At 67.5% G+C, this 22848-nt stretch carries 20 protein-coding genes and 1 tRNA gene; 10 read left to right on the top strand and 11 right to left on the bottom strand.

Annotated elements, in window-relative coordinates; all coding sequences use genetic code 11:
• Positions 1–32: 32 nt before the first annotated feature.
• Positions 33–1370, top strand: coding sequence for an anaerobic glycerol-3-phosphate dehydrogenase subunit C (locus DV707_RS06780; protein WP_240728559.1), 1338 nt, complete (start codon positions 33–35; stop codon positions 1368–1370).
• A gap of 60 nt (positions 1371–1430) precedes the next feature.
• On the opposite strand, the gene ileS is transcribed toward DV707_RS06780, so the two are convergent.
• The 5 genes from ileS to DV707_RS06755 form a co-directional block, all read right to left on the bottom strand.
• Positions 1431–4613, bottom strand: coding sequence for an isoleucine--tRNA ligase (ileS, locus tag DV707_RS06775; protein WP_103990008.1), 3183 nt, complete (start codon positions 4611–4613; stop codon positions 1431–1433).
• Positions 4614–4703: 90 nt separating this feature from the next.
• Positions 4704–6578: a histidine kinase N-terminal 7TM domain-containing protein gene (locus DV707_RS06770; protein WP_103990009.1), complete on the bottom strand. Its 1875-nt coding sequence runs from the start codon at positions 6576–6578 to the stop codon at positions 4704–4706.
• A gap of 281 nt (positions 6579–6859) precedes the next feature.
• The gene (locus DV707_RS06765; RefSeq protein WP_103990010.1) at positions 6860–7318 is read right to left on the bottom strand and encodes a hypothetical protein; all 459 of its coding nucleotides are present in this window, start codon (positions 7316–7318) and stop codon (positions 6860–6862) included.
• Positions 7319–7425: 107 nt separating this feature from the next.
• Complete coding sequence (locus tag DV707_RS06760) at positions 7426–7932, bottom strand: bifunctional nuclease family protein (protein ID WP_103990011.1); 507 nt, start codon at positions 7930–7932, stop codon at positions 7426–7428.
• A 346-nt stretch (positions 7933–8278) separates the two neighbouring features.
• On the bottom strand, positions 8279–8899 hold the full coding sequence (locus DV707_RS06755) for an ArsR/SmtB family transcription factor (protein ID WP_103990012.1): 621 nt from the start codon (positions 8897–8899) through the stop codon (positions 8279–8281).
• A 143-nt stretch (positions 8900–9042) separates the two neighbouring features.
• On the opposite strand from DV707_RS06755, the gene DV707_RS06750 reads away from it, so the two are divergent.
• Positions 9043–9630 carry a GNAT family N-acetyltransferase gene (locus tag DV707_RS06750; protein WP_103990013.1) on the top strand — a complete coding sequence of 196 codons (588 nt, stop codon included), beginning with the start codon at positions 9043–9045 and terminating at the stop codon, positions 9628–9630.
• Between the two features lie 36 nt (positions 9631–9666).
• On the opposite strand, the gene DV707_RS06745 is transcribed toward DV707_RS06750, so the two are convergent.
• Together DV707_RS06745 and DV707_RS06740 are read right to left on the bottom strand one after the other, a co-directional pair.
• The gene (locus DV707_RS06745; RefSeq protein ID WP_103990014.1) at positions 9667–9948 is read right to left on the bottom strand and encodes a hypothetical protein; all 282 of its coding nucleotides are present in this window, start codon (positions 9946–9948) and stop codon (positions 9667–9669) included.
• Positions 9949–10052: 104 nt separating this feature from the next.
• Entirely contained in the window at positions 10053–10343 is a 291-nt protein-coding gene (locus DV707_RS06740; protein ID WP_235010701.1) for a DUF7520 family protein, read from the bottom strand.
• Positions 10344–10433: 90 nt separating this feature from the next.
• On the opposite strand from DV707_RS06740, the gene cdd reads away from it, so the two are divergent.
• From cdd to DV707_RS06725, 3 genes are all read left to right on the top strand, one after another.
• Complete coding sequence (cdd, locus tag DV707_RS06735) at positions 10434–10925, top strand: cytidine deaminase (protein WP_103990016.1); 492 nt, start codon at positions 10434–10436, stop codon at positions 10923–10925.
• Positions 10926–11001: 76 nt separating this feature from the next.
• Complete coding sequence (locus DV707_RS06730; RefSeq protein WP_103990017.1) at positions 11002–11820, top strand: nucleoside phosphorylase; 819 nt, start codon at positions 11002–11004, stop codon at positions 11818–11820.
• A 99-nt stretch (positions 11821–11919) separates the two neighbouring features.
• Complete coding sequence (locus tag DV707_RS06725) at positions 11920–13104, top strand: NAD(P)/FAD-dependent oxidoreductase (protein ID WP_103990018.1); 1185 nt, start codon at positions 11920–11922, stop codon at positions 13102–13104.
• A gap of 112 nt (positions 13105–13216) precedes the next feature.
• Here the strand turns inward: DV707_RS06725 and DV707_RS06720 are convergent, their stop codons facing one another.
• Complete coding sequence (locus tag DV707_RS06720) at positions 13217–13750, bottom strand: Rrf2 family transcriptional regulator (protein WP_103990019.1); 534 nt, start codon at positions 13748–13750, stop codon at positions 13217–13219.
• Positions 13751–14068: 318 nt separating this feature from the next.
• Here DV707_RS06720 and DV707_RS06715 point away from each other — a divergent pair, with 318 nt between their 5' ends.
• Positions 14069–14986, top strand: coding sequence for an NAD-dependent epimerase/dehydratase family protein (locus DV707_RS06715; RefSeq protein ID WP_103990020.1), 918 nt, complete (start codon positions 14069–14071; stop codon positions 14984–14986).
• A 4-nt stretch (positions 14987–14990) separates the two neighbouring features.
• A complete protein-coding gene (gene rocF, locus DV707_RS06710; RefSeq protein ID WP_103990021.1) occupies positions 14991–15899 on the top strand; it encodes an arginase in 909 nt (302 codons plus the stop codon).
• 107 nt (positions 15900–16006) lie between these two features.
• Here rocF and gyrA read toward each other — a convergent pair whose 3' ends face one another.
• Positions 16007–18580 (bottom strand): DNA gyrase subunit A, encoded by a 2574-nt coding sequence (gene gyrA / locus DV707_RS06705; protein WP_103990022.1) that lies wholly within the window; start codon positions 18578–18580, stop codon positions 16007–16009.
• Positions 18581–20545 carry a DNA topoisomerase (ATP-hydrolyzing) subunit B gene (gene gyrB, locus DV707_RS06700; RefSeq protein ID WP_103990023.1) on the bottom strand — a complete coding sequence of 655 codons (1965 nt, stop codon included), beginning with the start codon at positions 20543–20545 and terminating at the stop codon, positions 18581–18583.
• Between the two features lie 202 nt (positions 20546–20747).
• Here gyrB and DV707_RS06695 point away from each other — a divergent pair, with 202 nt between their 5' ends.
• The 3 genes from DV707_RS06695 (at position 20748) to DV707_RS06685 (ending at position 21955) form a co-directional block, all read left to right on the top strand.
• Positions 20748–21098: a ferredoxin gene (locus DV707_RS06695; RefSeq protein ID WP_103990024.1), complete on the top strand. Its 351-nt coding sequence runs from the start codon at positions 20748–20750 to the stop codon at positions 21096–21098.
• Between the two features lie 56 nt (positions 21099–21154).
• Positions 21155–21239: transfer RNA gene (locus DV707_RS06690), tRNA-Leu, on the top strand.
• Positions 21240–21577: 338 nt separating this feature from the next.
• Entirely contained in the window at positions 21578–21955 is a 378-nt protein-coding gene (locus tag DV707_RS06685; RefSeq protein WP_103990025.1) for a hypothetical protein, read from the top strand.
• Between the two features lie 61 nt (positions 21956–22016).
• Here the strand turns inward: DV707_RS06685 and DV707_RS06680 are convergent, their stop codons facing one another.
• Positions 22017–22832 carry a hypothetical protein gene (locus DV707_RS06680; RefSeq protein ID WP_103990026.1) on the bottom strand — a complete coding sequence of 272 codons (816 nt, stop codon included), beginning with the start codon at positions 22830–22832 and terminating at the stop codon, positions 22017–22019.
• Between the last annotated feature and the right edge of the window lie 16 nt (positions 22833–22848).

The raw sequence follows: 22848 nt of genomic DNA, 5'->3' as shown, positions 1-22848 counted from the left end.
AGCGACGCGGAGAACCCCCCACGACAGAACCGATCGACCCTTCGGCAACGGACGGTCCCGCGACCGGGTCGGACCTCGAACCGGTTTCGGTCTTCGGTGACGACGGGACGATGGACCTCCGCCCCGGCGCGGACAACTGCTACAAGTGTTCGGTCTGCGACACGACCTGCCCGGTCGCGGAGGTCGACGACGACTTCCCCGGTCCGAAGTTCCAGGGACCCGAGCAGTGGCGGCTCAAGCGCAAGGAGGGGTCGGAGATCGACGACTCGATCATGTCCTGCTCGAACTGCATGCGCTGCGACGACGCCTGCCCGTCGAGCGTGCCGCTCTCGCAGATGCACAACACCGCCAGAGGCGAGTACGTCGACGAGCAGATGGACAAGCTGTCGGTCGAGTACGTCAGAAACCGGATCCTCGCGAACTACCGCACTTCGGCGTGGTTCGCCAGCAAGGTGCCCCGACTCGCGAACTTCGCGATGAACTTCGGGCCGACGCGCTGGGTGATGGAGAAGGCGATGGGGATCACGAGCGAGCGCGATTTCCCCGCCTTCGCGACGCAGACGTTCCGCGAGTGGTGGCGAAACCGGGGCGGCGCGGACGCCTCCCGGCGCAACGCCCGGGAGGCCCGCGAACGCCGGGGCGACCCCGTCGACGCCGACAAGAAGGTCGCGTACTTCCACGGCTGCTACTCGAACTACAACACCCCCGAGGTCGCGAAGGCGCTCGTCCGCGTGTTCGAGTCCTTCGGCTACGAGATCGTCGCCCCCGAGCAGCGCTGCTCGGGGACGCCGATGTTCGCCAACGGGATGCTCGCCGACGCCGAGCGCGCGGCGGAAGTGAACGTCGCCTCCTTCGCCGACCTCGTCGAGGAGGGCTACGACGCCGTCGCCTCCTGCACGTCGTGTTCGATGGCGCTCAGACAGGAGTACCCCGAACTCTTCGATATCGAGGGGATCGAGGACGTCGCGGAGAACACCTTCGAGGCGCTCGAATACCTGCGTATCAAGGAGGACCTGGAGGGCGCGATCGCCGACGCCAGCGTCGAGGAGCAGGCGTTCGCTTACCACGCGCCGTGTCACGCCCGCAACCAGGGCCTCGACAGACAGGCGCTCGAACTGTTCCGCGAGCTCGACGGCGTCGCGATGGAGGACGTCGGCGACTCCTGTTCGGGGATCTCGGGCACCTACGGCTGGAAGGAGGAGAAGTACGAGACCTCGATGAAGATTGGCGAAGACATGTTCGAACACATGCACGACGCCGCGGGCGACGTCGGGATGACCGAGTGCCCCACCTGCGCGATGCAGATGGAACACGGCACGGGCTACGAGATCAAGCACCCGCTCCAACTGCTCGAAGAGGCGCTCTGCTGACCGGACCCGAGGGCCCGCGACCGCAGTGCATTCGCTACTCCGCGATCGAGCCGCGTCCGCTTACGCGTCGACCGGTTCGACGCCGATCGTGACGGTCACGCCCTCGACGTCCCACTCCTCGACGAGCGCCCGCTCGCTCTCTGCGCCCAGTTCGTCGCCGGCGACGAACTCGCGGGTCCGCGTCTCCTCGGCGACGACGTCGCGGTGGCGGTCGACGAAGTCGGCGACGCGATCGTCCGCGACGTCGACGTAGGTGTCGATCTCGGCGTCGACGTCGAGGTCCAGCCGCTTGCGCATCTCCTGAATCCGCCGGATCACGTCGCGGGCGTAGCCCTCCGCCTCGATCTCGTCGGTGAGCTCGGTGTCGACGTAGACGGTGCCGCCCTCGAAGTCCGCAGCAGAGATGTGCTCTGGGGGCTCGGCCTCGTAGGTCACCATCTCCTCGGTGAGGTCGTACGTCTCGCCGTCGACCTCGACGCCGCCCTCGACCTCGGCGCGCGTCTCGCCCCGGACGGCCTCCATCACCTTCTGGGCGTCCGCGCCGAACTCCGGCCCGATGACGCCCATCTCGGGACTGGCGCGCTCGATCAGTTCGTCGAACTCGCCGACGACGTCGATCGACCGGGCGTTGACTCGCTCGGAGAGGAGTTCCGAGAGCGACTCGACCGCGTCGGCGACGCCGTCGTCCTCGGTGGCGACGACGACCCGCTGGACGGGCCAGCGGAGCTTTCGGCCGCCCTGCTGGCGCGCGTTCGCGGCGGCCTCCTCGACGTCGCGGAGGACGGCCATCTCCCGTTCGAGCTCGTCGTCGCGGAGGTCCTCGTCGGCAGTGGGGTACGACAGCGCGTGGACGGTCGTCTCGCTCCCGTCGAGGTGCTGGTACATCTGCTCTGCGAGGTACGGCGTGACCGGCGCGAGGAGTCGGATCGTCTCTCCGAGCACCGTCGCGAGCGTCGCGTACGCGCCGCGCTTGGAGGCGGAATCTTCTTCCTCCCACATCCGCTCGCGGATCGCCTTCACGTAGAAGCGCGAGACGTCCTCGGTGAGGAACTCTAACACCGTGTTCACCGCGGTACTGACCTCGTAGTTCTCCCAGGCCTCGACGGCCTCGGCCTCGACGGTCTGCAGGCGCGAGAGCACCCACTCGTCGACGACCGTGCGGTCGCCGTCGGAGAGGTCCGCGTCGGCGGCGTCGTAGCCGTCGAGTTCCATGTACGGAAGCGGGAACCGGAAGACGTTCCAGAAGATGTTGAGCGTCGACTGCATCTCTCCCAGTCCGTCCCACTCGAAGGAGAGGTCGACGCCCTGCTGGTCGTGACTGAGGAGATAGGCTCGAAGCGGGTCCCGGCCGGCGCGGTCGATCGCCTCCTCGGGCGTGACGATGTTGCCCAGCGACTTCGACATCTTTCGCCCGTCTTCGTCGTTGACGAAGCCGTGCATCATCACCTGCTCGTAGGGCGCCTGTCCGACCGCGGCCGTGCCCATCCCCAGTTGGGACCAGAACCACCCGCGGGTCTGGTCGTGCGCCTCGACGATCCAGTCGGCGGGCCACAGTTCCTCGTGGGCGTCGGTTTCGGACGGATAGTCGATCGTTCCCCACGTCGCGACCGAGGAGTCGATCCAGACGTCGAAGACGTCCGGGACGCGCTCGTAGGTCTTACCGTCCTCGGTGATCGTCAGCGGATCGACCGACGGCCGGTGGAGGTCTATCTCCTTGGGGTCGATGTCCTGATCCACTCGCTCTGCGAGTTCCTCGCGGGTCCCGACGACGATCCAGTCGCCGTCGTCGGCCTGCCAGATCGGCAGCGGGATGCCCCAGTAGCGCTGTCGGGAGATGTTCCAGTCGGGGGCGTCGGAGACGAAGTCGCGGAAGCGGTTGTCGCGCGCCCACTGGGGGAACCACTCGGTCTCGTCGATGTTCTCCAGCAACTCGTCTTTGATGTCGGTGACCGTGATGAACCACTGGTCGGTGGCGAGGAAGATGATGTCCGTGTCGCAGCGCCAGCAGTGGCCGTAGCGGTGCTCGTGGGTACCCGAGGCGAGCAGCGCGCCCGACTCGTCGAGATCCTCGATGATGTCGTCGTTGGCGTCGCGGACGAACGTCCCGGCGTAGTCGCCGGCCGCCTCGGTGAACTCGCCGCGGCCGTCGACGGGGACGAACACGTCGAGGCCGAGTTCCTCGCCCCGGGCGAAGTCCTCCTGCCCGTGCCCGGGCGCGGAGTGGACCAGTCCAGTCCGGTCCGCTTCGACGTAGTCGGCGGTGTAGACCTCGCCGGCGCCCTCGAAGTCGGCGACCTCGTTGAGGTGGGACTCGAGCGGGTGGTCGTAGGACCACCCCACGAGGTCCTCGCCGGTGAGTTCCTCGAGGACCTCGTAGTCCTCGTAGCGCCCCTCCTTCAGGACGTCCTCGACGCACGGTTCGGCGACGTAGAGGACCTCGCTTTCTCGCGGCTCGTCGCCGCTCGAACTGTCCGAGGCGCTCCGCGCCTCGCTCTCCCCGCCCCTCTCCGCGCGCACGGCCTGGTAGGTCATCTCGCCGTCGACGGCGACAAAGGTGTTCGCCGGGATGGTCCACGGCGTCGTCGTCCAGATGACGAGGCTCCCCTCTCGGTCCCGCAACGGGAACTTCACGTAGATCGAGGGCGAGGTGATCTCGTCGTACTCGACCTCGTTGGCGGCGATGGCCGTCTGACACCGCGGACAGTAGTTCACGGACCGCTTGCCCTGTTCGACGAGTCCGCGCTCGTCTACCCGCTGGAAGGCCCACCACGCGGCCTCCATATACTCGGGCGACATCGTCTCGTAGGGGTCGTCCCAGTCCATCCAGACGCCGATCGACTGGAAGTCCTCGTCCATCGCCTCGCGGTTGCGCTCGGCGAACTCCTTGCACTCGTCGATGAACGCCTCCATCCCGTACTCCTCGATGTCGCGCTTCGAGTCGAACCCGAGTTCCTCCTCGACTTTCACCTCGATCGGGAGGCCGTGCATGTCGTACCCCGGGCGGTCCGTGACCCGGTGGCCGGACATCCGCTTGTACCGGATGACGGCGTCCTTCAGCGTCTTGTTCCACGCCGTTCCGAGGTGCATCTGTCCGGAGGTGTACGGCGGCCCGTCGACGAAGAAGAAGGCGGGGTCGTCGGCGTGGGCCTCCTTCGTCGCCTCGTAGGCGTCGGTATCGTCCCAGTACGTCTCGACCGCGGACTCGACGTCCGCGGGCGTGTACTGGTCGTCGACTTCGTCCATACCCGTGGAGTACCAGCGAACGTATATGAAATCCGTGGAACCGACGCGAACGCCCGCGTCGGATTCACCGCCCGCCCGAACGCGACGCGCTCACTCGGGGGTGTCGATACCGGCCTCGTCGACTGTCTCGCTCCCGGAGCGTTCGTTCGTCTCGCTCCCGGAGCGTTCGTGCGTCTCGCTCCCGCAACTCCTGTCCGTCGCGGCCTCGGGACTCTTATGCGTCGCGACCTCGGAATTCTCGTCTCTCCCGACCCCGGAACCGCCGTCGGATCCGGTTCCGTGCCCCTCGACGGTTCCGACTCCGGTGATCTCGAAGCGGGCCCCGCCGTCGTCGCTGTCGGTCACGTCGACGTCCCACCCGTGGGTCGCGACGATCTGGCTGACGATGTTCAGGCCCAGTCCGGTGCCGCCGTCGGACAGCGAGTACCCGCCGTCGAAGACCCGCTCGCGTTCGCCCTCGGGGATGCCCGGGCCGTCGTCTGCGACGTAAAACCCGTCGGGGAGGTCGCCGACGGTGACGGTCACGTCGGCGCCGCCGTGCTCGACGGCGTTCCGGAACAGGTTCTCGAAGAGCTGCTGGAGGCGGTTCCGATCGGCGGGGACGGTCCGGTCGGTCTCGACGCGGAGCGTCGCCTCCTCGGCCCGGGTGTGAAGCCAGCAGCGGTCGACGAGATCGCCGAGATCGACCGGCCGAACGTCGTTCGTCGAGTCGCCGCTCCTCGCGAGTGCGAGGAGGTCGTCGATCAGGGTCTCCATCCGGTCGTGCGCCTGGAGCGCGGCGTCGAGGTGCTCGCTGTCGCAGTCCTCGCGGGCCAGGTCGACGCGGCCTTCGGCCACGTTGAGCGGATTCCGGAGGTCGTGAGAGACGACGCTCGCGAACTCCTCCAGCCGCTCGTTCTGCCGTTCGAGTTCCCACTCGCGTCGCCGCCGCTCGGTGACGTCTCTGATCACGATCGTTCGACCGACGGGTCGCTCTCTCTCGTCGACCGCTCCGAGTCGGCCGTGCGTCCGGGAGAGCGGTGACTGTTCGACGTGGAGGTAGCGATCCTGGCCGTCCTCCCGTATCGTGACGTCACGTTCGCTCGCCCGGGCCTCGATGGGTTCCAACAAGGCGGGGTAGTCCCCGAGCGCGTCGGCGACGGGGCGGCCGACGTCGTGCGGTCCGACGTCGAACCGTTCGGCGGCGTCTTCGTTCGCCTCGACGATCCGGTCGTCGGTGTTGAGTGCGACGACGGCCGCGTCGATGCTGTCCATCAGCGTCTCGCTGGCGATCGGCGACGTCTCCAGCAGTTCGAACCGGAACACCCCCCAGAGCGTGACGCCGCACCAGCCGACGATCCCGACCGTCGCGAGGTTGAACGCCGGGTGGATCGGCGCCAGCGACTGCCACAGGAAGAATCCCACGCCGAGCAGGGACGCGACGATCACGGCCGTGATCTGTGCGCGATAGATCCCCTCGGATTCGACCAGTTCGACCGCTAAAAGGGTGAGAGCCGAGAGGATGATCGAAAGCGAGACCAGGGTGTTGACCCAGAACAGCGGCCCGAAGGCCGCGACGAACAGCCCGGCCGGGCCGGAGCCGCGCTCGGCGATCAGCAGATCGTGGACGGGCGACGTCAGCGCCGTCCCCAGACTCGCGAGGAGGACGCCGCCGAGCAGCGCCAGCAGTTCCGAGCGGGCGTACGGGTCGCGGTGGGTGAACTCCAGGGCGAAAAAAAGCGATCCGACGGCGATGCCGGCCGTCAGCGGGTACTGGATCGTTTCGGCCAGTTCCCACCACAGCGGATCCGTCAGGGCGGACGCGAACGCGCTCGCGAGCGCGTACACCACGGCCGTGTTCGCCATCGCGAACAGCGGCACGCCGCCGGGGGTGTCCCGAAAGCCCCACGCGACGTAGGCGACGACGAGCCCGAGCGCCCCGACGAGCAGTTCCAGTACGGAGAAGACGGTGACGGCTAGATTCACCGCTCGGACCCTCCGTCGGGACCGCTCGGAGGTCTCTCTTCGCCCCTCGTCGCCGTCTCCGCCCGGTCCGTCGTGTGCGTCTCGTTCACGGCGAGGTTCTGTGTGGGCGCCCGTGACGACGCCGTCTATCGATCCGTTCGATACCTGGTTCTGTCAGAGTCGAACCAAATAACTACCGGCTCCGTCCCGTTGCGAGCGAGAGAGGCGTCGAAACAACTGTTGAGTGGTTGTCGTCGCTGGCGATGCTCCGGCCGTGGCCCGATCCGTTTATGTAATCAGTACTAGAAGTCCGGCAGGTCCTCCGGTGCCTCGTACTCCGACTCCCAGGTGATGTACTCGTCTTTCAGCACCTCACAGACGGTCTGTCCGAACTCGGTCAGCCCGGCGTTGATACTCGACACCGTCTTCCAGGAGTCGACGTCTGGGTGGAGTTCCCGCTCCTTCCAGTCCTCGGGAATTCCCGGCGCGTGATACCCCACGCGGTCGGCGAAGTCGTCCCAGAAGAAGTCGAACCGAGCGAGGAGGTCGAGTTCGAGGACGATTTGCCACTCGTCGGCCGTCACGTCAGTCTCCGCGGACCACCGCTCGAAGGCGTCCGCCCACGCGCCGTCGCGGAGGAGCCCTTCGAGCTGGCCACGCCGGTAGTCGGTGTCGCCGACGACCTCGGCGTCGTCGTACTCGTTGGGATCGACCGAGTCTTCCAGATCGGGGACCGGCGGCGTCTCCACGTCGAGAGGCATATCCGTCCCGTTCGGGCGCTGTGGGTATAAGCGATGTGCGGTCGGCGGACGTCCGCCGACGACCCCCTCGGGTCGCCTCCCCCGCTGGGTTACCCGTCGTCGCCCGGTCACCCCTCGTCGCCGAACTCCCCGAAGTCGTCGAGGTCCTCCGGCGGCCCGGCCCCGTCGGAGTCGGGGTCGTCGCCGAAGTCGAACCGCTCCGGCGGTTGCCCCGCCGCGTCGAGGACCACGTCGGAGACCTCGATCGGACAGTCGACGCGGACCGCCAGCGCGATGGCGTCGCTCGGGCGGGCGTCGAAGACGAACCGCTGCGGCTCGCCGTTCTCGTACCGCTCGGCGTCGATCTTCGCGTAGAAGGTCCCGTCGGCGACGTTGTCGATGCGGACCTTGTCGATCGCGCCGCCGAACTCGGTGAGCATCTCGACGAGGAGATCGTGCGTCAGCGGGCGCTCGAACGCCTCGCCGGTGATCGCGAGTTGGATCGCCCGGGCCTGATCGGCCGTGACGACGATCGGGAGCAGCTCCGATCGCGCCGCGACCACGACCGCGGGAATGTTCTCGCCGTCCGCGTCGACGCCGACGGCGATGCCCTCGACCTCGCCCGGGTGATTCATACCCGATCCTACTCCGCCCGGGTACGAATACTTACGGGACGAGCGCCCGGACCGACGCGACGGATCGAGTGATCACGCCGGTTCGACCTCCGGAACGCTGTTGTCGCCCCCGTTCCGTTCTTGGCGGACAGTCGGCACACCCGCTCACGACCACGGTGCCGGCGTCGTCTCCGGTTTCGCGTCGTCGTCTGGCTGCCCGCGCCGACGTGCCGAACGACCGCAGAGCGGCGCGGGGTCTCACCTACGTCACGGCGGGTGTGGTCGCCCGTTCGTACATAAACTCTCGCCGGTGGGTCTGGGCGGGGGTCTGGGAAGTCCCGAGAGCCTTTCGAGACGCGACGACCGACTACCGCCGTCGGACGAACCAGATCCCGAACCACAGGAGGAGGACGGTCAGTCCGCCGAGGAACACGAGCAGCCCCGGCGGTGGTCCCGACGCAGCGGTCGTGGCGGCCGCGTCGGCGGCGACCTGCACGGACTCCGTCTGCGTCTCGTAGCCGCCGTCGGCGCCGCCGGTCTTCCCGACGAACGGGAACCCTTCGATCGCGAACTGCGCGATGAGGCTCACGAGGCCGACGACGCCGACGCCGGCGAGGAGGCGCTTGAGCGCGTCCGAGAGCCCCGTCGTCTCCTCGTCGTCGGCGGCGACGACGACCAGCGGGCGGTCCGCGGGCGCGTAGACCTTCATCTCGCGGCCCTTCTCGGAGTAGGCCGTGTCGACGACCTCGACCGCGCCCGCGGACTCTAAGCGTTCGAGGTGGTACTGGACGTTCTGAAGGGACGTGTCCACCGAGTCGGCGAGGGCGGCCGGGTTCGTGGGTTCGTCGTGGAGCGCTGCGAGGACGCGGCGGGCGGTCGCCGACGAGAGCGCCGACAGCAGGTCGTCTGCGTCGTCGTCGTCGAGGCCGACGACGCGCGGAGAGGCGTCGACGTCGGGCTCGGACTGGGAGGGCAAGAGGCGAGCCATCGCCGAGGTGTAGGACGTAGACCGATACAAACCTGTTGTTCGGACCGCCGTTCGTCGGGCGGTTTCGGACGGTCCCACGCGACACCCGCGGTTCGACCGACGGCTCCGCAATACACTTGCGTCCCGGTTTCGTACGGTCCCGTATGTACGTCCGGGACGCCAAAAACCGCGACGAGGTCTGGTTACTCGACAGGATCGAGGAGGCGGACATCGACGACCCCGCGTTCCGGTCGCGCGACTACGTCATCGCCCTCGACGAGGAGACGTCGAGAAAGGCCGGATTCGGCCGAATCAGGGTTCACAAGACCGAGGCGGGAAACTTCTGTGAGCTCGCGTTCGTCTACACGCTCCCGCCGTGGCGCCAGCAGGGCGTGGGCGCTCACGTCATCGAGCGCCTCGTCGCGGAGGCGAGCGACGAGGGCTACGAGACGGTGTACACGTTCACGCGACAGCCCTCCTACTTCACGCCGTTCGGGTTCGAGCCGCGTGAGACGAGCGAACTGCCCGAGCCGGTAAAGGGCCGCCTCGAAACGGTCCGCGATGAGCGCGGCGACGACGTCATCGCGATGAGCGTTCACGCCGACGAGTTCGACGTCCCGGAGTCGTTCCGCGAGCGGTTCAAGGAGGCGTCGCCCGCCGACAAGCCCGAGGGCGACGGCGTCGAGGAGACGCCGGAGGACTTCGGCATCGACCCCTCGGAGGCGACCTACAAGTACGACACCGGGAACTAGGGCGTCGGAGTGGGCTCTCGAATCCGACGTTCGCCGCTACGTCCGGTCCTCGAGGAAGTCCGTGCCGAAGACGATGTAGGCGAGGACGCTACAGAAGAGGATCGGCGGCAGGAGCGCGAACGCCCACAGTGGCTCGATTCCCCAACCGAGCAGCAACACGACGTTCGCGAGGCCGATCACGAGGAACGGGGCGACCGCCAGCGCCGCACGCTTGCGGTTTTTGCCCCCCAACTCCGACTCCAGCGGGTCGTTCGGATCGAACTCGTCGGCGGTCGACGCGGGGTCCCCGGGGTCGTCGGCCGACGTGGACGAGGCCATAGTCGGGCTTCGAAGCGGAGCGATAAAAGCGCCGCGCTGTCGTGTCTATCGGGGTTCCGTCGAGTGGTCCCAGTCGTCGACTCACGCGGCCGACGGGGTCGGAATCACGCGTCCGAGTTCCCGCCGTCGCCCTCCAGCCGCGAGGCGAGTTCGACGAGGCCGAAGAGGAGCCCCAGGAGCAGGGCCGACACGGCGATCCCGTAGAGCGCGACCGCCGCGGGCGTCACCGGGATCGTCACGCCGGTGCCGAGGACCGCCGCCTCGGAGAGTTCGACCGCGCCGTTGCTCCCGACGAGCCACCCGATGCCGCCGGAGAGGAGCACGACCGTCGCGCCGACCCCCAGCATGATCTTCCGTCCCAGACCCGCACGGCCCGCTTCGGCGTCGGAGTGCACAGCGGCGCTACGGGTGCGAGCGGCTTTGCACTTCTGGTCCGCGCGTCGCCGACGGCAACGTACAAACCGCCGCCGGCCCAATCGCGAGTGATGACTGACGAGGACGGACCACGGCCGACGACGGGAGGTCTCGTCGAGCGCGCCCGCGACGCGCTCGGGGACGCCTACGTCCCCTATTCGGAGTACCGCGTCGGCGCGGCGCTTCGGACCGCTGACGGCACGGTGTACACCGGCTGCAACATCGAGAACGCGAACTACTCGAACAGCCTCCACGCCGAGGAGGTCGCCATCGCCGCGGCGGTGCAGGACGGCCACCGCGAGTTCGACGCCATCGCGGTCTCATCGGGGGCGAGAGACGGCGTGACGCCCTGCGGGATGTGCCGCCAGACGCTCGCGGAGTTCGCGGGAGGAGACCTGAGGGTCGTCTGCGACGAGGGAGACGGGGAGGCGACGACCTACACGCTCGGCGAACTGCTGCCGAACACGATCTCCCTGGAGACGCTCTCGGCGGCCGAGGCGGAACGCGATTCCGAGCTTGCCGAGGACGCCCCCGACGGTGACGCCTCAGGTGCAGACCGGTAGGGCCGCGGCGGCCCACACGCTCGGCAACGGTCCGCACAGCCGACAGTGTATTTTCGCTGCGCGCGCGAGGAGGGGTATGAGCGACAGCGAAGACCCCAGCGACGACGTGCAGTACCACATCGGCGTCGGTCCCGAGGACGTCGCCGACAGCGTCCTCCTGCCGGGCAACCCCGAGCGCGTCGACAAGGTCACCGCGCTCTGGGACGATCACGACGAGAAGGCGTACCACCGCGAATACCGGACTGCGACCGGCACGTACGAGGGGACGCCGATCTCGGTCACTTCCACCGGGATCGGGAGCCCCTCGGCGACGATCGCGATCGAGGAACTGGCCCGCGTCGACGCCGACACCTTCATCAGAGTCGGCTCCTGCGGCGCGATCCAGCCGGGGATGGACGTCGGCGACCTGGTGATCACCTCCGGGGCGGTCCGCCAGGAGGGCACCTCCAAGGAGTACGTCCGCGAGGACTACCCGGCCGTCGCGGACCACGAGGTCGTCGCCGCGCTCGTCGCCGCCGCCGAACGGCTCGGCCACGACTACCACGTCGGACTGACGATGAGCGCCGATTCCTTCTACGCCGGTCAGGGCCGCCCGGGCTTCGAGGGCTTTCAGGCCGCGGGGTCTGAGTCGCTCGTCGAGGAACTGCGCGAGGCCAACGTGAAGAACGTCGAGATGGAGGCCGCGGCGCTTCTCACCGTGGCGAACGTCTACGGGCTCCGCGCGGGCGCGGTCTGTTCGGTCTACGCCAATCGAATCACGGGAGAATTCCGGACCGAAGGGGAGTCGCGGGCGGCCGAGACGGCGAGTCTGGCCGTCCACCTGCTGGCGAGAATGGACGAAGTGAAACGCGAGGCCGGCGTCGACCACTGGCATCCGGGCCTCTCGATCGAGTGACGGCGTCGACCCGTCGGTCGAGCGCCGTCCGATTCGACGGTCACGACGCGTCAGTGACGTTTCGCAGTCCCTTTATCGGATGCGGTGGCAGACACACGTATGAGCACACAGATCGTCGTCGTCGGCTCCGGCTACGCGGGCGCCGGCGCCGTCAACCGGCTCGAAGAGGAACTCGACGCGGGCGCGGAACTCACCTGGATCTCCGAGAACGACTACCACCTCGTCCTCCACGAGGTCCACCGCTGCATCCGCGATCCGAGCGTCGAATCGAAGATCACGATCCCGGTCGACGACATCAAATCCGACGACACGGAGTTCATCAAGGGCCACGTCACCGACGTCGACGTCGACGAGCGGGTCGTCGAACTCGAAGACGACGAGGTCGAGTACGACTACCTGCTTCTCGCGATCGGCTCCGGGACAGCCTTCTTCGGCATCGACGGCCTCCGCGAGTACGCCCACGAACTGAAGGGCCTCGACGACGCCCGCGCGATCCACGCGGAGATCAAGGAGGCCGCCGAGGCGGCCTCCCGCGACGACCCCGCACAGGTCATCATCGGCGGCGCGGGCCTCTCGGGCATCCAGACCGCCGGCGAGGTCGCCGAGTACCGCGACGAGCACCGCGCGCCGATCGACGTGACGCTCGTCGAGGGGCTCGACGAGGTCTTCCCGAACAACGACCCCGAACTGCAGGGCGCGCTCCGCAAGCGACTGGAGGCGCTCGACGTCGAGATCCTCACCGGCGACTTCATCTCGAAGGTCGACGAGGAGACGGTGTACCTCGGGGACGACGAGGACGACGCGGAACTCGCCTACGACACGCTCGTCTGGACCGGCGGCATCACCGGCCACGAGGAGGTCCACGGGATGGACCTCGACCAGGACGACCGCTCGCACCGCGTCTTCGCCGACGCCGACTTCCAGACGTCCGACGAGCGCGTGTTCGCGCTCGGCGACACCGCCCTGGTCGAGCAGGGCCCCGACTCGGTCGCGCCGCCGACGGCGCAGGCCGCCTGGCAGGCCGCCGACGTCGCCGGCGAGAACCTCGCGCGCGCCGCGGCGGGCAAGCCGCTGAAGACCTGGCGGCACGACGACAAGGGGACGGTCGTCTCCGTCGGCGACGACGCCGTCGCTCACGACGTCAAACTGCCCGTCTTCGGGTCGTTCCCGATGAACGTCTTCGGCGGCCCGGCCGCGCGGAACCTCAAGAAGGCGATCGCCGCGCGCTGGATCGCCGACGTGGCGTCCACGAAAGACGCCCTCGACGCCTGGGACAGCCTCTAGGCGCGGGGGACGCCGGAATCGAGCGGAGCGGTCGGCTCGACACTCCCTTCTGGGCGTTCGGCGCCGACGGAAACGAGAGAAGAACCGACTTCGGACAGCAGTGCAGCCGAGATCAGTGCGACGCGTCGCCGACGGGGGCTCGCATGTCCTTGATCCGGAGGATGAGGATGTTGCCCGTGTCGTCCTTCCCGTCGACGGTGCCCTCGATGACGAGTTTCGAGAGCGGCGTCGGGCCGACCGTCACGTCGTCGCCCTCGTGGAAGTCGCGGACGGAGCCCTGGATGTGGATCTCCGCGCGGCACAGTTCGGGGTGGTGGACCGAGGAGAGATCGATCTCGTCGACGTTGACGTTCTCGACTTCCTCGCCGTCGTGGAACAGGGGGACGAACGCCGGTTCGTCCATCTGGTTCACGTCGAGCGCCTCGTAGGCGTTGGCCGTCGGCTTGTAGCCGCCCTTCGGGCCGGGGACGCCCTCGACGAGTTGGAGCGCCTTCAGGCTCTGCATCTGGTTGCGGATCGTGCCGGGGTTCCGGTCTACTTCCGCGGCGATGTCCTCACCCTTGACGGCGTCCTCGCTCTCGCGGTGGAGGTTTATCAGCGCGGTCAGGATAGTTTTCTGACTGGACGTCAGCTCGATGGATGACATAGCGAATCGTTCGCCGCATACGGCCTTAAATCCGGTGGATGGATACACACTCTGTGAAAGACTGCCTCGGTTTTCTCTCGATTCGACCGTATTCGGCCCCGTTTTTGCAGAAAGACGAGCTGTGACCGACAATAGCTAGCATATATTCACTCCGCTGTCGCCGCTCGGATCACGAGCGCCGGTCCGTCGTTCGGCGTGAACGGCGCCGACGGCGCCGCGCTCTCGGGGCATCGACCGCGACGGCCCGACCGCAGCAGCGCGCGGCGGTCGTCGACAACATCCGGTACCGATTTGTGACCCCTCGCCCGTTTGATGCGTATGGAGAACCAACGAGTCCTCGTCACCGGCGGTGCGGGATTCATCGGCTCGAACCTCGCGAATCACCTCGCGGCGGACAACGACGTCGTCGCCGTCGACGACCTCCACCTCGGGACGCCCGAGAACCTCGCCGAGGAGGTGGAGTTCGTCGACGCGAGCGTCCTCGACGACGACCTCCCGACCGAGGGCGTCGACGTCCTGTTCCACCTCGCGGCGTACTCCTCCTACACGATGGCCGAAGAGCACAAGCGCGAGGCCACGCGCGTGAACGTCGAGGGGTTCGTCAACGCGGTCGAACAGGCCCGCGAGGACGGCTGTGACACGGTAGTCTACGCGTCGACCTCCTCGATCTACGGCTCGCGGACCGACCCCTCGCCGGAGGACCTCCCGGTGGAGGCGCGGACGTGTTACGAGGCCTCGAAACTCGCCAGGGAGCAGTACGGCGAGTACTTCCACCACCACTACGACATGACGCTGGCGGGGCTCCGATTCTTCTCGGTGTATCAGGGCTACGGCGGCGCCGAGGAGCACAAGGGCGAGTACGCGAACACGATCGCGCAGTTCACCCACAAGATCGCCAACGGCGAGCGGCCGAAGGTGTTCGGCGACGGCTCTCAGACCCGGGATTTCACCCACGTCGACGACATCGTCCGCGGGATCGAACTCGCGGCCGACCACCGCCTCCAGGGCATCTACAACCTCGGCACCGGCGAGAGCTACACGTTCAACGAGATGATCGAGATGATCAACGGGGAGTTGGGTACGGAGGTAGAGCCCGAGTACGTCGAGAACCCCCTGGACGTGTACGTCCACGACACGATGGCCGACAGCACGAAGATGCGCGAGGCGACCGGGTGGGAGCCCGAGATCTCGTTCGAGGAGGGCGTCGAGCGGGTCTGCGCGCCGTACACGGAGTGACACGATGACTCGTAACGTCCGCGTCGTCGGCGCGCCGACCGACTACGGGGCGAACCGCCGCGGGGTCGATATGGGGCCGTCGGCCATCCGCTACGCGGGACTGGCCGAGGAACTGGCGCGGGCGGGCAGGGAGGTCGTCGACGACGGCGACGTGCGCGCGCCGCGCGCGGAGGAGCGCGACCCCGAGGCGGAACCGCCGGCGTCGGGCCGGGCCAAGTTCCTCCGCGAGACGCGCGAGGTCGCGACGAGACTCGCCGACCGGGTCGCGGGCGCGCTCGACGCCGGCGAACTCCCCCTCGTCCTCGGCGGCGACCACTCGGTCGCTATCGGATCGGTCACCGGATCGGCCCGCGACGCCGAGATCGGTGCGGTCTGGTTCGACGCCCACGGCGACTTCAACACGCCCGAGACGTCGCCCTCGGGGAACGTCCACGGGATGCCGCTGGCGGCCGTCCTCGGCGTCGGCGAGTTCGCCGACGTCGAGTGGGCGAACGCCGGAGGACTCCGGGCGGAGAACGTCGCGATCGTCGGCCTCCGATCGGTCGACCCCAGCGAACGACCCGCGATCGCCGACAGCGACGTGACGACGTTCACGATGTCCGACGTCGACGAGCGGGGAATCGCGAGCGTCGCCGACGACGCTCTCGACGTTGCGGCCGCCGGCACCGACGGCGTCCACGTGAGTCTCGACCTCGACTGGCTCGATCCCCGCGAGGCCCCCGGCGTCGGAACGCCGGTCCGCGGCGGCGTCACGTACCGCGAGGCCCACGCGGCGCTGGAGACGGTGGCCGAGCGGGACCGCCTCCGCTCGCTCGACCTCGTCGAGGTCAACCCGATCCTCGACGAGCGGAACGAGACCGCCTCGCTCGCGACGGAACTGGCGGCGAGCGCGCTGGGAAAACAGATCCTGTAGTCGGTTTTTGCTCCGATACCAGTCCGTCGGACGGACAGAAACGCGTCGCGTGCGACGACGACGCACACCACGTTTCCGGTGAAACCCGCCGGTTCGATCTACCGGTCTTACTCGGTGCCGGCGGTGTCGCCGTCGGCGGCGTCACTGGCGTCGTCGCCGTCGTCGCCGTCCTCGTCCTCGGGGCCTTCACCGTCGGACGGGAAGTGCACGTCGACGCTGGCGACGCTGTCGCCCGCGTCCAGTTCCATCACGATGACGCCCATCGTGTTCCGCCCCACGGTCGAGAGGTCCTCGACCGGCGTTCGGAGGATCTGTCCCTCGCCGCTCATCACGAACAGGTGATCGCCGGGGCCGACGGTCTCCAGTTCGCAGACGCGGCCGTTGCGGTCGTTCGTCTTGATGTCGATCAGGCCTTTCCCGTTTCGCGACTGCCGTCGGTACTCGTCGATGTCGGTCCGCTTGCCGTAGCCGTTCTCCGTGACGGTCAGCACCCACTGGTGCCTGTCGGGATCGACGGCCGCGACCGCGGCCACCTCGTCGTCGCCTTCGAGGTCGATGCCGCGGACGCCCCGGGCGGAGCGGCCCATCGCGCGGACCTCCTCCTCCGCGAAGCGGATCGCCATCCCGCCGCGACTCGCGAGGATCAGATCCCGCGTCCCGTCGGTGACCTCGACGTCCGCGAGCGCGTCGTCCTCGTCGAGTTTCGTCGCGATGATCCCCGTCGAGCGGATGTTCTGGAACTTCTCGACGCTCGTGCGCTTGATGTACCCGTTCCGGGTCGTCATCGTGAGGAACTTCTCCTCTTCGGACTCCATCTCCGCGGTGTTGACCACGGCGGTGATCTCCTCGCCGTCGTCGAGGTCCAAGAGATTGACCGCGGACTTCCCGCGGGCGGTTCGGGACATCTCCGGTACCTGGTAGGTCTTCAGTTGGTAGACCTGGCCGTGGTTGGTGAAGTACAGCAGGTAGTCGTGCGTGCTCGCGACGTACACCGAGGAGACGCGGTCGCCCTCCTTCAACTCGGTGCCGATGATCCCCTTCCCGCCGCGGTGCTGCGCGCGGAAGGTGTCCAGCGGCATCCGCTTGATGTAATCGTCCTCGGTGACGACGACGACGACGTCCTCCTCGGCGATGAGGTCCTCGTGTGTGACCGTGCCCGTGTCCTCGATGATCGACGTCCGGCGGTCGTCGTCGTACTCGTCTTTGATCTCCAGTAACTCGTCTTCGACGACCGCGTCGAGTTCGTCGGGGTCCTCGAGGATCGCTTCCAACCGCTCGATCCGCGCCTGGACGTCCTCGTACTCGGATTCGATCTCGCCGGCCTCCATCGCGGTGAGCGAGCCGAGCTGCATCGCGACGATGTGGTCGGCCTGCGCCTCCGAGAAGTCGAACGAGGGCAGCGGTTCGCCGTCGACCTCCACGACGTGCTCGCCGCGCAGCGCCGCCTTCGCGTCGTCGCGGCTCTCGGAGTTCCGAATGACCTCGACGACGTCGTCGACGTGCTCGAGGGCCGTCAGTCGACCTTCGAGGATGTGCGCGCGCTCTTCCTTCTCTTCGAGTTCGGACCGCGAGCGCCGCCGGACGACCTCCCGTCGGTGTTCGAGGTACTCGACGAGCGTCTCCTTGAGCGTGAGCACCCGCGGCTGGCCGTCCACGAGGGCGAGGTTGATGACGCCGAACGTGGATTCGAGGTGGTGTTCGAGCAGCTGGTTCTTCACCACTTCGGCGTTCGCGCCGCGCTTGAGTTCGACGACGACGCGGATGCCGTCGCGGTCGGACTCGTCGCGCAGGTCGCGGATGCCCTCGATCTTCCCCTCGTTGACGTCGTCGGCGATGCGCTCGACGAGTCGCGCCTTGTTCTGCTGGAAGGGGAGTTCGGTGATGACGATCCGGTCGTCCTCTTCGACCTCGAACTCCGCGCGGACGCGGATCCGCCCGCGACCCGTCTTGTACGCCTTGTGGATCGCGTTGCGGCCGACGATGTTCGCGCCGGTCGGGAAGTCCGGGCCCTTCACGTGCTCCATCAGGTCCTCGACGGTCGCGTCGGGGTCCTCGATGAGGTGGACCGTCGCGTCGATCACTTCTCCTAAATTGTGCGGCGGGATGTTCGTCGACATCCCGACGGCGATGCCCGAGGAGCCGTTGACCAGGAGGTTGGGGAACGCGGCGGGGAGCACTTCGGGCTCTTCGAGACGGTCGTCGTAGTTCGACTGGAAGTCGACGGTGTCCATCTCGATATCTTCGAGCAGTTCCTCGGCGATGGGGGCCATCCGCGCCTCCGTGTAGCGCATCGCGGCCGGCGGGTCGCCGTCGACGGAGCCGAAGTTGCCCTGGCCGTCGACGAGCGGGTACCGCATCGAGAAGTCCTGGGCCATCCGCGCGAGCGTGTCGTAGATGGCTGAGTCCCCGTGCGGGTGGTAATCACCCATCGTCTCCCCGACGATCGAGGAGGACTTCCGGTGAGAGGAGCGGGCGGTGACGCCCGCCTCGTGCATCGCATAGAGGATGCGCCGGTGGACGGGCTTGAGCCCGTCGCGGACGTCTGGCAGCGCCCGACCCGCGATGACGGACATCGCGTAGTCGATGTAAGACTGCTCCATCTCCTGTTCGATGCGTGCGGTCTCGACCTCCGCGGCGATGCCCGCCCCGGGGTCGAAAGCGTCTGGTGCGTCAGAACTCATCTATATATCCACCCATTCGGCGTCGGTCGCTCGCTCCTTGATGAACTGCTTGCGCGGTTCGACGGCGTCGCCCATGAGCACCGAGAACATCTTGTCGGCGGCGGCCGCGTCCTCGACGGTGATCTGCTTGAGGATGCGGTTCTCGGGGTTCATCGTGGTCTCCCACAGCTGATCGGGGTTCATCTCCCCGAGGCCCTTGAACCGCTGGACCTGCGTCGGGTTGCCGTCGCACTTCTCCTCGATGATCCGGTCGCGCTCGGCCTCGGTCATCGCGTCGTAGGTCTCGCCCCGATATCTGATCCGATACAGCGGCGGTTTCGCCGCGTAGACGTACCCCGCCTCGACGAGCGGGCGCATGTGTCGGTACAGGAGCGTCAGAAGCAGCGTTCGGATGTGCGCCCCGTCGACGTCGGCGTCCGAGAGGATGATGATCCGCTCGTATCGGACGTCGTCGATGTCGAACTCCTCACCGATGCCCGCGCCGATGGCGGTGATGAGCGCGCGGACCTCGTCATTCTGGAGGATCCGATCGAGGCGGTGTTTCTCGACGTTCAGGATCTTCCCCTTGAGCGGGAGGATCGCCTGGAAGCGTCGGTCTCGGCCCTGCTTTGCGCTCCCCCCGGCGCTGTCGCCCTCGACGACGAACAGCTCCGACTCGCTCGGGTCGCGACTCTGACAGTCCGCGAGTTTGCCCGGCAGCGACGTCGACTCCAGGGCGGACTTCCGACGGGTGAGTTCCTCGGCCTGTTTCGCGGCCTTCCGCGCCTTCGCGGCCTCGACGGCCTTGCCGACGATGGCCTCGGCGACGTCCGGGTTCTCTTCGAGGTAGGTGCCGAGCTTCTCGTGGGTGATCGACTCGACGATTCCCCGGACCTCGCTGTTTCCGAGCTTCGTCTTCGTCTGCCCCTCGAACTGCGGATCGGGGTGTTTGACCGAGATCACGGCCGTGAGCCCCTCGCGGACGTCCTCGCCCTTCAGGGAGTCGAGGTCGCCGAGGAGGCTGTGCTCGCGGGCGTAGTCGTTGACGACGCGGGTGAGCGCGGTCTTGAACCCCGTGAGGTGGGTGCCGCCCTCGCGGGTGTTGATGTTGTTCGCGAAGGCGTGGATCGACCCCTGAAGCTCCTCTGTCGCCTGCAGCGCGACCTCGATCTCGATGTCCTGCTCGCTGTCGCTGTAGTAGATGACGTCGTCGTGGAGGACGGTCTTCGTCTCGTCGAGGTAGCGGACGAACTCGCGGATGCCGCCCTCGTAGCAGAACGTGCGCTCGCGGCGGTCGGCGTCGGAGTCGACTTCGTCCTCGGCGTCGGCAGCGCCGTCCGCCGGGGTGCCCTCGTCGACGAGTCGGATCTCGACGCCGGAGTTGAGGAAGGCGAGCTCCCGGAGTCGGTTCTCGAGCGTGGAGAAGTCGAACTCGTCGGTCTCGAAGATGTCGCCGTCGGGCCAAAAGCGGACCGTCGTGCCCGTCTCCTCGCCCTCGTCGAGGTCGCGGACGCGTTCGAACGCACCCTCCTGTGGCTCGCCGTGGTCGAAACTGTCGCGCCACAGCGCGCCGTCGCGCTTGATCTCGACTTCGAGACGCTCCGAGAGCGCGTTGACGACGCTCACGCCGACGCCGTGGAGGCCGCCGGAGACCTGGTAGGACTTGTTGTCGAACTTGCCGCCGGCGTGGAGGACGGTCATGATGACCTCGACGGCGGGGCGGTCGTACTGCTCGTGCGTGTCGACCGGGATGCCGCGGCCGTTGTCCGAGACCGACACCGAGCCGTCGTCGTGGACCGTGACCTCGATGCGGTCGCAGTACCCCGCGAGCGCCTCGTCGATCGCGTTGTCGACGACCTCGTAGACGAGGTGGTGTAAGCCTCGCGAGTCCGTCGACCCGATGTACATCGCCGGGCGCTTCCGGACGGCTTCCAGCCCTTCGAGGACCTGGATCTGTCCGGCCCCGTACTCAGTTTCGCGTGACATTGATCGTGTCTCCGTTAAGCCACCTCGGTTCTTAAACCCTCGCACGCGCGGGCGCGAAAGTACGTATAAACCGTCCCTGGGGCGCTCTCCCACCGACTTCGGCCGACGGCGACGCGGTCTTCGGGGTGCTCGTCCGTCGTGGATCGGGCTCCCACGCCCCGGAACCGACAGCACAAAGACGACGCCACCGTTAGCCTGGGGTATGAGCGACGCCGAAGGCGACGAAGCCCCGAAGCCGAGCGACGTCGGCGACGAGGCGAACGCCCCGCCCGTCTCCGAGAAGCCCTACAAGATCATCTTCGAGGGGAACAAGTGCATCGGCGCGGGCCGGTGTGCGGAGGTCGCAGACAACTGGGAGATGGACATCAAATCCGGACTCGCCCGCCCGAAGTCGTACTTCATCGGCGAGGACGAACTCGACGAGAACGTCCGCGCGGCCGAGGTCTGCCCGGCGAAGAAGGACAGCGGCGTGATCCACGTCGTCGACCGGCGGACCGACGAGGAGATCGCGCCGGACCCGCACGGCGACGGCACGTTGAGCGTCGACTGGTGAGCCGGCGTCTCCGAAAGCGAAACCACTAACCGGCCGTCCGCGGAACTGTGGCCTGCGCGGGGGTGGCTGAGCCAGGCCAAAGGCGGCGGACTTAAGATCCGCTCCCGTAGGGGTTCGTGGGTTCAAATCCCATCCCCCGCATCCGAATCTGCGAGCGAAGCGAGCAGTTCGGTTTCTACGGATGGATTTGAATCAGAGAGCGTCGCGAACGGAGTGAGCAGAGCGACCGTGGTTCAAATCCCATCCCCCGCATCCGAATCTGCGAGCGAAGCGAGCAGTTCGGTTTCTACGGATGGATTTGAATCAGAGAGCGTCGCGAACGGAGTGAGCAGAGCGACCGTGGTTCAAATCCCATCCCCCGCACTCGATGTCCTCGCGCCTATCCGTATCGGAGCGTCGTCGGTCTGTGAGCTTCCGTGCCGGGAGACGAACACGTTGCGTGGACCGGATTTTTGTTTCGCGTCGAAATATGCGACGACGTGCCTCCCGGAGTCCCCACCCGGACACTGCTCGTAGCGCTCGCGATCGCCGTGGTCGTAGCTTTCGGTGTCCTCGGAGCGATATCGGCGGCAGAACACCGCGCCCTCGACGCCGAGTCGGAGCACGTCGCCCAGCAGCTAGGTAGCGCGCCCTGTCTCACGGACTGGGGCGTCGACGAGGGAGCGGGGCCCCGCCGTGACGCGTCGGTAACGGGAGTGACCGCCGCTTCGATACGGGTCGACGTCACGATTCCGTACGCGTACACGACGGAGACCGACGACGGGGCGGTGTACGCGGATACGGCGTCGGAAGCGACCTACGAGGTCTCGCTCGCGGGGCTCCGTCGCGTCCGCGGTGACGACGTCTCGCCGTGTTAGTCGCCGACCGCGAACTGTTCAGCCTTCGAATCGCCGCACGGCGACGCAGACGCGACGACGCTCAGATGATCACCTTCGCCGCGGGGAGGTACTTCTCTGCGGTCCGTTTCGCTTCCTCGCCCGCGGGTACCAGCGTCGACTCGGTGACCGGTTCGGAGAACCGATCCGGATCCGGCGAGACGGGAGCGAGCATCTCGGTGAACATCGACTCGTAGCGCCCGCCCGCGGAGACGACGCCGCCGTACTTCCGCTCGGCGAAGGGGACCTCGTCGGGGTGGGGGAACTGCTCGCGGATGACCCCGGCGGTCTCGCGGAGGTACTCCGCCGCCCGCTCTTGCTCGTACTGGCTCTCGTCGAAGTACTGCTGGGCGTGCGGCCCCTCCGAGTCGGTCGCGGCGTGCTGCGGCGACTCGAACGGAACCGACTCCGTCGTCGTGTGCTCGCCGGCGAACCGGAGGTTCACGGTGAAGCTGTCCGGATACCTGAGGATGAGCGGGAAGAACAGCATCTCGGAGATCGTCGAGCGTTGCTGGATCCGCCAGAGCCCCTCGATGTAGTACGCCGCCAGTTCGCCCTCCCGATCCTCGCGCTCCCCGCGGAGGTAGGCCCGCGCGACCGCCTCGTAGTCGTCGCCGGCGATGCGGCGCAGTCGCCGTTCGAACGTCTCGGCGACGCGTTCGAACTCCGTCTCGTAGGCCTTCGCGACCGAGACGGACGGGTCCGCCAGTAACTCCGCTTTCCGCTCGCGCCCCTCCGCGATGGCCGTCATGTTCTGGTGGAAGAGCGTCTCGGCCTGCCGGTCCGGTAACGGCGTCCTGACCGCGTTCCCGTACAGCACGTTCGCCCCGCCGTCCGGGCACGCCTCGGTCTCTCCCATTATCTCTCACACACGT

Origin of the sequence: Halobellus limi, assembly GCF_004799685.1 — an archaeon.
GTDB classification, from domain to species: domain Archaea; phylum Halobacteriota; class Halobacteria; order Halobacteriales; family Haloferacaceae; genus Haloquadratum; species Haloquadratum limi.
The sequence above is the reverse complement of the archived record's forward strand: the minus strand, read 5'-3'. Positions and strand labels throughout refer to the sequence as shown.

Excerpts from the sequence above, each read along its gene's own strand:
- ileS (WP_103990008.1), bottom strand. The coding sequence starts at position 4,613 with ATGGACGAAGTCGACGACCAGTACACGCCCGCGGACGTCGAGTCCGCG.
- DV707_RS06765 (WP_103990010.1), bottom strand. The coding sequence starts at position 7,318 with ATGCCTCTCGACGTGGAGACGCCGCCGGTCCCCGATCTGGAAGACTCG.
- DV707_RS06760 (WP_103990011.1), bottom strand. The coding sequence starts at position 7,932 with ATGAATCACCCGGGCGAGGTCGAGGGCATCGCCGTCGGCGTCGACGCG.
- DV707_RS06755 (WP_103990012.1), bottom strand. The coding sequence starts at position 8,899 with ATGGCTCGCCTCTTGCCCTCCCAGTCCGAGCCCGACGTCGACGCCTCT.
- DV707_RS06750 (WP_103990013.1), top strand. The coding sequence starts at position 9,043 with ATGTACGTCCGGGACGCCAAAAACCGCGACGAGGTCTGGTTACTCGAC.
- DV707_RS06745 (WP_103990014.1), bottom strand. The coding sequence starts at position 9,948 with ATGGCCTCGTCCACGTCGGCCGACGACCCCGGGGACCCCGCGTCGACC.
- cdd (WP_103990016.1), top strand. The coding sequence starts at position 10,434 with ATGACTGACGAGGACGGACCACGGCCGACGACGGGAGGTCTCGTCGAG.
- DV707_RS06730 (WP_103990017.1), top strand. The coding sequence starts at position 11,002 with ATGAGCGACAGCGAAGACCCCAGCGACGACGTGCAGTACCACATCGGC.
- DV707_RS06725 (WP_103990018.1), top strand. The coding sequence starts at position 11,920 with ATGAGCACACAGATCGTCGTCGTCGGCTCCGGCTACGCGGGCGCCGGC.
- DV707_RS06720 (WP_103990019.1), bottom strand. The coding sequence starts at position 13,750 with ATGTCATCCATCGAGCTGACGTCCAGTCAGAAAACTATCCTGACCGCG.
- DV707_RS06715 (WP_103990020.1), top strand. The coding sequence starts at position 14,069 with ATGGAGAACCAACGAGTCCTCGTCACCGGCGGTGCGGGATTCATCGGC.
- rocF (WP_103990021.1), top strand. The coding sequence starts at position 14,991 with ATGACTCGTAACGTCCGCGTCGTCGGCGCGCCGACCGACTACGGGGCG.
- gyrA (WP_103990022.1), bottom strand. The coding sequence starts at position 18,580 with ATGAGTTCTGACGCACCAGACGCTTTCGACCCCGGGGCGGGCATCGCC.
- gyrB (WP_103990023.1), bottom strand. The coding sequence starts at position 20,545 with ATGTCACGCGAAACTGAGTACGGGGCCGGACAGATCCAGGTCCTCGAA.
- DV707_RS06695 (WP_103990024.1), top strand. The coding sequence starts at position 20,748 with ATGAGCGACGCCGAAGGCGACGAAGCCCCGAAGCCGAGCGACGTCGGC.
- DV707_RS06680 (WP_103990026.1), bottom strand. The coding sequence starts at position 22,832 with ATGGGAGAGACCGAGGCGTGCCCGGACGGCGGGGCGAACGTGCTGTAC.